Source organism: Mariniflexile gromovii (genome assembly GCF_017814435.1).
GTDB classification, from domain to species: Bacteria; Bacteroidota; Bacteroidia; order Flavobacteriales; family Flavobacteriaceae; genus Mariniflexile; species Mariniflexile gromovii.
Genome location: NZ_JAGJCB010000022.1, coordinates 45,987 through 55,740, shown reverse-complemented (window position 1 = coordinate 55,740; position 9,754 = coordinate 45,987). Strand labels below are relative to the sequence as shown.

Annotated in this window: 6 protein-coding genes; 5 read left to right on the top strand and 1 reads right to left on the bottom strand. The window is 33.1% G+C overall.

The window, feature by feature from the left end:
• The first annotated feature begins 153 nt into the window (after window positions 1-153).
• From J8H85_RS16510 to J8H85_RS16490, 5 genes are all read left to right on the top strand, one after another.
• Window positions 154-1,263: a cellulase family glycosylhydrolase gene (locus J8H85_RS16510; RefSeq protein ID WP_209656454.1), complete on the top strand. Its 1,110-nt coding sequence runs from the start codon at window positions 154-156 to the stop codon at window positions 1,261-1,263.
• A gap of 313 nt (window positions 1,264-1,576) precedes the next feature.
• Window positions 1,577-2,629 carry a glycoside hydrolase family protein gene (locus J8H85_RS16505; RefSeq protein ID WP_209656453.1) on the top strand — a complete coding sequence of 351 codons (1,053 nt, stop codon included), beginning with the start codon at window positions 1,577-1,579 and terminating at the stop codon, window positions 2,627-2,629.
• A 46-nt stretch (window positions 2,630-2,675) separates the two neighbouring features.
• Window positions 2,676-2,948 (top strand): hypothetical protein, encoded by a 273-nt coding sequence (locus J8H85_RS16500; protein ID WP_209656452.1) that lies wholly within the window; start codon window positions 2,676-2,678, stop codon window positions 2,946-2,948.
• Window positions 2,949-3,000: 52 nt separating this feature from the next.
• Entirely contained in the window at window positions 3,001-3,114 is a 114-nt protein-coding gene (locus J8H85_RS19200) for a sulfatase-like hydrolase/transferase (protein WP_209656455.1), read from the top strand.
• A 9-nt stretch (window positions 3,115-3,123) separates the two neighbouring features.
• A complete protein-coding gene (locus J8H85_RS16490; RefSeq protein ID WP_209656451.1) occupies window positions 3,124-4,983 on the top strand; it encodes an arylsulfatase in 1,860 nt (619 codons plus the stop codon).
• A gap of 526 nt (window positions 4,984-5,509) precedes the next feature.
• On the opposite strand, the gene J8H85_RS16485 is transcribed toward J8H85_RS16490, so the two are convergent.
• Entirely contained in the window at window positions 5,510-9,661 is a 4,152-nt protein-coding gene (locus J8H85_RS16485; RefSeq protein ID WP_209656450.1) for a hybrid sensor histidine kinase/response regulator transcription factor, read from the bottom strand.
• Between the last annotated feature and the right edge of the window lie 93 nt (window positions 9,662-9,754).

Here is a 9,754-nt window from a genome sequence, read left to right as displayed (position 1 = left end):
GGTTGAAGTAGACCCGCTTTTGAATTATAATTTTACAATTCCTGGTTCCGATGATTTTTTCAATGTTACGCTTGATAAAGAGTTTCAATATGGGAAAAACTAGTTTTATGAGATAGAATCAATCAATTTTTTTAAATATCAACCTATATTAATATGAAACGTACCATGTTATTTTCAGTATTGCTTTTTGTCTGTTTAGGAATGCTTCCTGCAAATTCTAATGGACAATCAAAAGTTAAACAGCAAACCGTTGTGAGTATTGAGGGCGAAAAGTTTTTTATAAATGGAAAACCAACTTACGAAGGTCGTGAGTGGCAGGGTAACACTATCGAAGGCTTATTGATGAATTCTAGAATGGTTCAAGGTGTTTTTGATGATTTAAATCCGGAAACAGCAGGGCAATGGAAATATCCAGATACTCAAAAATGGGATGCTGACCGAAACACGGATGAATTTATTGCCGCTATGGATGCTTGGTACGCCAAAGGACTTTTGGCTTTTACAGTTAATATGCAAGGCGGGAGCCCGCTTGGTTATGGCAACAAAGGATGGATTAATAGTGCCATTGACCCAGAAGGCGAATTACGCGCAGATTATATGTCGCGTTTGGAAAAAATATTGGATCGCGCCAATGAAAAAGGGATGGTGGTTATTTTGGGCATTTTCTATTTTGGTCAAGATGAATACATTAAGGACGAAGCGGCTATTATTAAAGCCGTCGATAATACTATAAATTGGTTATTTAAAAAGGAGTACCGAAATGTTATCATTGAATTGAATAATGAATGTGATATACATTATGATCACGAAATCTTGACAGATAAACGGGTGGATGAATTGATAAAACGAGTAAAATCCAAAGTAAAAAACGGTTATAGCTATTTAGTGGGAACCAGTTTTTCAGGAGGAAAAATCCCAGCACCGAATGTGGTTAAGGAATCCGATTTTATATTGTTACATGGGAACTCTGTTAAAGACCCAAAACGTATTGCAGAAATGGTAGCCCAAGTAAAAACAGTCAATGGATATAAACCCATGCCGATTGTTTTTAATGAGGATGACCATTTCGATTTTGATAAACCAACAAATAACATGGTAGAAGCAATAAAGGCATACGCATCTTGGGGATATTTTGATTTTAGAATGAAAGGCGAGGAATATGACCATGGATTTCAGTCAGTGCCTGTAAATTGGCAAATAAGTTCGCCTCGTAAAAACGCCTTCTTCAATAAATTGGAAGAAATTACGGGAGGTTTAAAATAATATACTATTAACGGCTAAATTGACTTGAAAGTTTTTAAAATAAATACCAATAGTGTTTATTTCTAATTGGTGTTCCTGGAGTCGTATACTAATAGTGTAACAGAAATTTAATGCAAGCTTTAAAGCTATTAACATGTATTGGTTCGATACCTAAAAACAAAAATCATCCGGTTTTAGTTTAATGTTTATAGCTGTAGTTCTTTTTAATGTTTACAGCCAGTTATTTAAACATAAGCATTATTTAAGCAATATTTTGAGTGAATAGAGACAAGCGAACTTATGTTATTTCAAGAATTTTACAATTAAAAAAATAATGAAATACAAAAGTCATAGCTTAATTTTATTAACGCTTGTTATTCTAGTTTTTTCTTGTAAAAAAGATCTGTTGGTAAAAGAGTCTTCTTTCGTTAAATCACATATACCAGGAAAATATATTTTGGATGCACCAAAAGATTGGTGGCATTGGGGTATGGCTCCAATTTATGATGCTTCTGGGAAATTACATGTGTTTATGTCTGCCATTCCAAATGCGGGTAGCTGGAGTAAAAACAGTAAAATTGTACATTATAAAGCCAACAGCCCCGAAGGGCCATATACTTTTGTAGATACAACCTTTGCAAGCAAAACGCATACCTACCACAACCCACAAATCTCTCAGGTAGGAGACACTTATGTATTAGTGTATCTATTAAAAAGTATAGAAACCGAAGGACACCTTCAAGAAATAGGTATTGCAACGGCAAAATCAATAGATGGCCCATGGATAGAGAGTCCGTATAATCCAATAATAAAGGCCTCAGGAAAGCAAGGTGATGGTGCTAATATTGTTCACGCTTCAAACCCTACTTTTTTAAAAGATAAAGATGGAAAATTTAGAATTTATTATAAATCTATAACTGATTCTTACGGAAAAAAACGACATCGAGAGATTTCTTTAGCCATAAGCGATTACATAGAAGGACCTTATAAAAATTATCCAGATAACCCAGTTATAAGTTATGCGGAAAAAGCATTAGATATTGAAGATTGTTATGCTTTCCTCTATAAAGACATGTATTATATGATTGTTGAAGATAGGAAAGGTGTGAAAAACATGTTGGAAGGGCACCCTATTCCAGAAAAAGAGATTAAACCAGGAGGTAATCGCCCAGGTTTAATTTATAAATCGGAAGACGGCATCCATTGGGAGCGCCCTGAAATTGGTTATAAAACAAACGAGCAGTATTTTGGAAATAAGCTAGCAAGAACAGAACGTCCTCATATTTTATGGAAAAATGGTGCGCCTGAATATCTGTTTCTAGCTTGTCATGACGATGATCCTTCAGCGGGATTTTTTGTAAAAATTGAAGGGTGGATTCCAGATTAAAACACTAAAAGGCATATCACATTAATATAACTAAAAGTAGAAAAACATGAATAGAATTATAAGCGGATTTATTTCTTTTAATATTGTATTGATTTTTAGTTTTTCATCATTTGGACAAAAGAAAAACGTAGACACGAAAAAGCCACCCAATATCATATATATTTTAGTAGATGATTTAGGCTACGACGAGGTTTCTAGTTTTAATGAAAATTCAAAAATTAAAACAGCCCATATCGATAAACTAGTATCCGAAGGTGTTATGTTTACCGTGCCCATGCAAGCAGCACTGTATGTATACCTGCCAGATATGGTATTTTAACTAGCGTTCTACATTAAAAAGAGACGTGATATAGGGGTATAGCAAAGATTTAATTCCTCTAGACCGAACAACCCTGGCGGGATTATTAAAAGTTCAGGGTTATAGAACAGCAGCCATTGGCAAATGGCACTATACTAACATTAAAAATCAACTAATTATTAAATAAACATACATTATGAAGCTTAACCATTTTTATGAAATTCCAGAACAAGAGGGAAATCTGGGACTAAAATCGATAACCTATTTCTTGGTTTTATTCACCTTAGTTCTTCTAAGTTCATGTAAAGAAAAAGAAGAGAAAAAAGAAATTAAAAACACAAAACCTAATATCGTTTTTGTTATTACCGATGATCAGGGTTATGGTGATTTAGGGCACACAGGAAACCCGATTATTAAAACACCTACAATTGATAAATTTTCAAATGAAGCTGTAAATCTTACGAACTATCACGTAGCTACAACCTGTGCACCAACACGAGCAGGTTTATTAACAGGAAGAAATTGTAACAGAAACGGGGTTTGGCATACCATTATGGGGGCTTCAATTCTTAATCGAGAAGAAGTGACCATGGCCGATGTGTTTCGAAAAAATGGCTATAGAACAGGTATGTTTGGTAAATGGCATTTAGGAGATAATCATCCATTTCACCCACATGAACGCGGTTTTGAAGAAGCATTTTTTCATGGTGGTGGCGGTATTGGTCAAACTCCAGATTATTGGAATAATGATTATTTTGATGATTCTTATTTTAGAAATGGTGTACCAGAGAAAAAAGAAGGCTACTGTACCGATGTTTGGTTTGATGAAGCCTTAAGTTTTATTGAAGCTAAAAAGGATGAACCTTTCTTCTGCTATTTAAGTTTAAATGCACCTCATGGCCCGTACAATGTGCCAGAGGAATATTATAATATGTATAAAGATGAAACGGCTATCAGCGAAAAGCAAAAGCGTTTTTATGGCATGATCACTAATATTGATGATAATTTCTCGAAATTATTGAAAAAATTGGAAACATTAGGTATTGCTGATAATACTATAATTGTTTTTACTACAGATAATGGAACGGCTAGAGGTTATGAACAAGATGATGAAACAAACAAAATGTTAGGCTATAATGCGAATATGAAGGGGACAAAAGGAAGCGAGTATGACGGTGGCCATAGAGTACCTTTTATTATACGCTGGCCAGATGGTGGTTTAACAGGAGGGAAGTCATTAAACAATTTAGTGGCACATGTTGATATGTTACCAACTTTTGTAACCTTAACAGGACAAGAGTTTAAAGCTACAAAAACAATGGATGGTACCGATGTAAGTGATTATCTTTTAGGAAAGGGCAGTGCGCCAGAAAGGTATTTGGTGGTAGATACACAACGTGTATCTTGGCCAATTAAAGGAAAAAACAGTTGTGTTATGGATGATGAATGGCGCTTAATTGGAGGCACTGAACTTTATCATATTACTGAAGATCCTGGGCAAGAACATAATGTCGCGGCTGCACATCCAGAAAAAGTAGCCGAAATGAATGCTTTTTACGACAGTTGGTGGGCAGATGTTATTAAAGAAACCAAATATTCTACAATAGATTTAGGTGTTGAAGATATGGATTTATTAACCTGTCATGATGCCCGTACGATTGATTATTTTCCACCATGGAATCAACAACAAATTCGAGCAGGAAAACCTATGAAACCTGCACCTTTTATGGTGAATTTTGTTAAAGCTGGCAATTATAAATTTCATTTAAGAAGATGGCCCTCAGAAAGCGGTTTGGCTCTTGGAGCAGCACTAACCGATGGAAAGCCGGCAACCTCACATACCGAAGCAATAGCCAATGGGAAAGCCATGGCGTTTTCTAAGGCGTATTTAAAAATAGGCGAAACTATTAAGGAAATAGAGGTAGATAATACCCTTGAAGCTGCCGTTATTGAAATGAAAGTTCCAGAAGGTAAAACCGATTTATTGGCTTATTTTGATATGATTGACGGCATGCCATGTAATGCTTTCTATATTAATGTTGAAAAAGTAAATTAGAGTAAATTTATAGGTGTTTTGCGTATAAAACGGCCGTCAATTTGTAGATGGCCGTTTTTTTATGGCTAAGGGTAATGGAGTGTTTATGTTGCTTAAGACGGGGGAAATAGTGCTTGATTAAGCGCTTATTTTAGTAAATTTAAGCCTAATGGAAAATCTTGCAAGTATTATTATGAATAAGCTGAAATTAAGCATTTTATAAATGGTTTCAAACGTATTTTTAATTAGTTAATTCAGCTATAATTATTTTTCTAATATCATAATCATTCAAATCAACTGTAGGCTTACCCAAATTAGAACTGTTTAATTTCCTAAAGCTTTGTCGAATTCAGTTATCCGATTTTTACAATCCGAACATCCAATGAATAGAAGTAAGATTATAATCGTTTTGGTAATTTTTATTGGTTTGTAATAAGTTTGCTAATTGGCATTATAAGCATTTCCTTTATTTATGGATAATAATTATAAAAACTTTTATAGTACTATAAAAATTTGATGTGTTAACGAATCCATTCAGTAAAAAAATCTATTCTGAATTTTTTGCAAACTCCGAAGGGGTAACACCATGTAATTTTTTGAATGAGGTAGAAAAATAAGATTTAGACTCGATGCCTATTTGGTACATGACTTCGGTAACATTTGCTCCATCATTTTTACGTAATAATTCTGCCGCTCTTTGTAACCTGAAATTTCTTAAAAAGGCGTTCGGGATTTGACCAGTTAACTGTTTTAACTTTCTGTAAAAGTGAGACGGACTAATATTCATTTCGGCCGATAGTTCGACCACTCCAAAGTTAGAATCGGAAATATTTTCTTCTATAACTTTTATAATGTCATTGATAAAGGCTTTATCTCTAGTTGATAATTCGATTCCCTTTTTAGGGAGTTCACTGTTTTTTGAAAAGTATTCTTTAATTTTTAGGTTGTTTTCAATAAGTTTTTTAATACGTAATTCTAAAACTTTTATAGAGAATGGTTTGCTTACATATTCATCGGCTCCAAACTCTAAACCTTTAATAATATCATCATTAGTACCTAAAGCTGTTAGCAGTAACACTGGAATATGGCAGGTTTGTGGATTAGATTTTATTTTTTCACAAAAAGCAAATCCATCCATTTCTGGCATCATCACATCACTTATAACAAGGGTAGGCTCGTTTATTTTAATTTGTTCTAAAGCTTCTAAACCATTATTCGCAATGGTAATATTATAATTCTTAGATAGAGTACTGGTTAAAAAGTTTTGGACGTCTTCTTCGTCCTCAACAATTAACAAATGGTGTTCTTTTAATTCTTCGGTTGCTTTTTCATTTAAGGTTTCATTTTTATATTCTGTAGATAGCGGTACCCAATCTTTTATAAAGGATTTAGTATTGGTGTTTACTTCAATATTGTTGTAATCTTCAATGTTTCCTGTTGGTATTAATACAGAAAATCTAGTTTCTACAAAAGGTTCACTTTTTACCGATATTTCACCTTCAAGTAAGTTAATTAAAGATTTACAAAATGCAAGGCCAATACCACCACCACTAACGGTTTCAGAATTGTTTCCCAATTGGTAAAAACGTTCAAAAATATTTACTAAATCTTTAGCAGGGATGCCTTTACCTGTATCGATTACATCGATTTGAATCATTTTGGTTCCCGATTTGTAAATGATATCTGATTCTATACTTATACTTCCATTTATAGGTGTATTCTTAAATGCATTTGATAATAAGTTGAAAAGTATTCGTTCCACTTTTTCGGTATCAATTACAATTTCCTCATTTGGTGAATTTACTTTGTAAAAGAAATTGATGCCTTTTTCAGTAGCATAATTTTCAAAAGCCTCGGTGGTCGGGTAGATAAAGCCTCCCAAGGTGTTTTGGCTAAAATGTAAATCGATATAACCTTGCTCTGCTTTTCTAAAGGTTATTAATTGATCGACCAAACTAAGAAGTCGTTTAGTGTTCTTCTCAATAATGGCCAAATACTTGGTGTTTCCAGCATCTTTATTGGTAGAAATAATGTGTTCTAAAGGTCCTGCAATTAGAGTTAGCGGGGTTCTAAACTCATGTGATATGTTTGTGAAATACCTAAATTTACCTTGGTTTATAATGTCTAATCGTTCTTTGTCTAACTGCTCGTATTTTAAGCGTTGTTTGAGTTTTTCATGCTGTACAAAGTAAATGATGATAGCAATACAAATTAAAAGTGTTAATAATACAAAAAGCATATAACTCCACCATGTTTGGTACCAAGGCGGCAAAATAACAATTTTTAAACGCTTTATTTCTGGGCTCCAAACGCCATCGCCGTTTTCAGATTTTGCTTCAAAAACATATTCCCCTGCAGAAAGGTTGGTGTAGGTAACGGTTGTTTTTCCAGTGTGTTCTTCAATCCACTCATCATTAAAACCATTAAGTTTATAAGCCAATTTGTTTTTAGAAGGCGTTGAGGTATGTTCGGCGACTAATTTAAAAGCTATAGTTTGCTCATTTTGACTAATGGTTATCTTCTCAGTTTCAGATATCGATTTTTCTAGAACAACATTATTATCTAGTCTCTCTCCAATTTTAATCTCCTTATTATTAACTAAAAGTGACGTGATAATAATTTTTGGAGGCGTAACATTTAATCGAATATTTTGCGGCTTAAAAATCGTTAAACCATTTAAGCCTCCAAAATAGTAATATCCCGAATCTCCTTTAAAATAAGCGGCTTGTCTAAAATTATTTTGTGCTAAGCCATCCCTTACATCAAAAACATTTACCTCCTCTGTATTGGTGTTAAATTTAACCAACCCCATATCTGTACTTATCCATAAAAGGTTTTCGTCTTCCTGTAGAATACCATAAATGGCATCGTCTGGTAAAATATCATTTTTTCTAAAAAACGCTATTTTATCTGGTATGCCATCCTTGTTTAAACTTATTTTGTTTAATCCACCACCAAAAGTGCCTACCCATATATTTCCTTTAGTGTCTTCATGGAGCGAAAAAACATTGGGGTAACTTAAAGAAATTTCGTCGTCGTTATCTGTAATATGTTTTTTAATGTTTATGTTTTTTCCATCAAATGAGCCATAATAGACACCATCTGTTGTTCCAAACCATAGGTTTTTATTTTTGTCATTAATAACAGTTTGATAAACAATACTTGGGTCAATATCCAAGGTAGTGAGCACCTCTATTTTGGGTTGTTTTTCATGCTGTATTTTATCCCAGGGATTTTTAATTACCGTAACTTGATTACCAACAAAAACTAATGTATTATCGTCTATCTGACATAAACTGCGGTACAATTGGTCTTGAGCAACCGCGCCTTTATGTTTTAAAATTACTTTTTTGAATTGCTCTGTATTGGGATTGTAAACATGCAAATCTGAATTAGATCCAAACCAGATAAATCCTTTGCTATCCTCGTAAATGCAACGTATTATAGTTAAATCTAATTGATTTGATATATTTTCAAATTTAATATCACGTACCGTTTTGTCATTAATGCTTTTAGTACTTCTATATAAATCTCTATTGAAAGTAGAAATCCATAATTTACCTTTACTATCTTCTAAAATGGAAGTGATTAAATTGTCTTTTATTGATTGGGGGTCGTAAGGATTTTTAGAATAATTAATAAATTGTTTTTGAGCAATATCAAGTTTATTAAGTCCGCCTTGTCCTGTGCCAATCCACAAAACATCGTAATTGTCCTGAAAAATAGCGTTTACAAGATTGCTACTTAAACTATGATTGTTTTTCGGGCTGTTGGAGTAACTTATAAATTCATCAATAGTGTCTAAATATTTAAGCAATCCAGAAGCTCTTGTTCCAATCCATATAGTACCATTGTTATCTTCAAATATTGTATTTACGTATAGCGGATTATTATTTAGATTATTATTAATATCGTACTTACGAATCACATGAATTCCACTATTTTCAAAACTGGTTTTATATAACCCGTTATTGGTTCCTATCCAAAGTAAATTTTTTATACTATTAACTGAAGAAATATAACTGCCTTTAAAATTATCGAATTCTATGATGCGTTCAACAACAGTATTAATACCATTGGAGCCTTCGGCAAAATAAAGCTCATTTAAATTATTTGAAGTCGCTAAAATGATAGAGTTGTTGTCTGTAAAACTAAATTGATTAATATTTGCGACGTTGGAAAAGGAGGTAAGCATATCGCTAGAAACTTCAAATACACCGTGTACAACATCGGTAATATGGCAGGCATATAATTTGTTTCTTCCCGAAAACCAAATAGCGCCTTGAGGCCCTGAAGTGATATGGGTAATATTAATTTTTGAAGTTAAGGGTATTGTGTAAAATTTCTCAAGCCATGGCACATAAATATTCAAGCCTACATTTGTACCAATCCATAAAACACCATTAGGGTCATTATAGAGACTTGTAATGAAATTACTTGATATGGTGCCGTTTGATTTAAGTTGGGTTGTATAGGTTTCAAACTCGTAACCATCGTATTTTATTAACCCGTTAGGTGTACCAAACCATAAAAATCCATAACGGTCTTGAGAGATGGCATTTATAGTGTTTTGATTAAACCCTTCTTTATTTGAAAATCTTTCAAAATTTTGAGCACCTAAAAAAAATGAATTACAAAAACTAAGGCATAATAAAATTGTAGATATAATAAGATGGTTATATACGCTTTTTTTACTCATAATTCATAGAGATTAATGTATGTAATTAGTTGCTAAGATAGAAAAAAACAGGCGAATTTAATTTTTAAAAAAGGGCTGTTTCATGCTTAAACA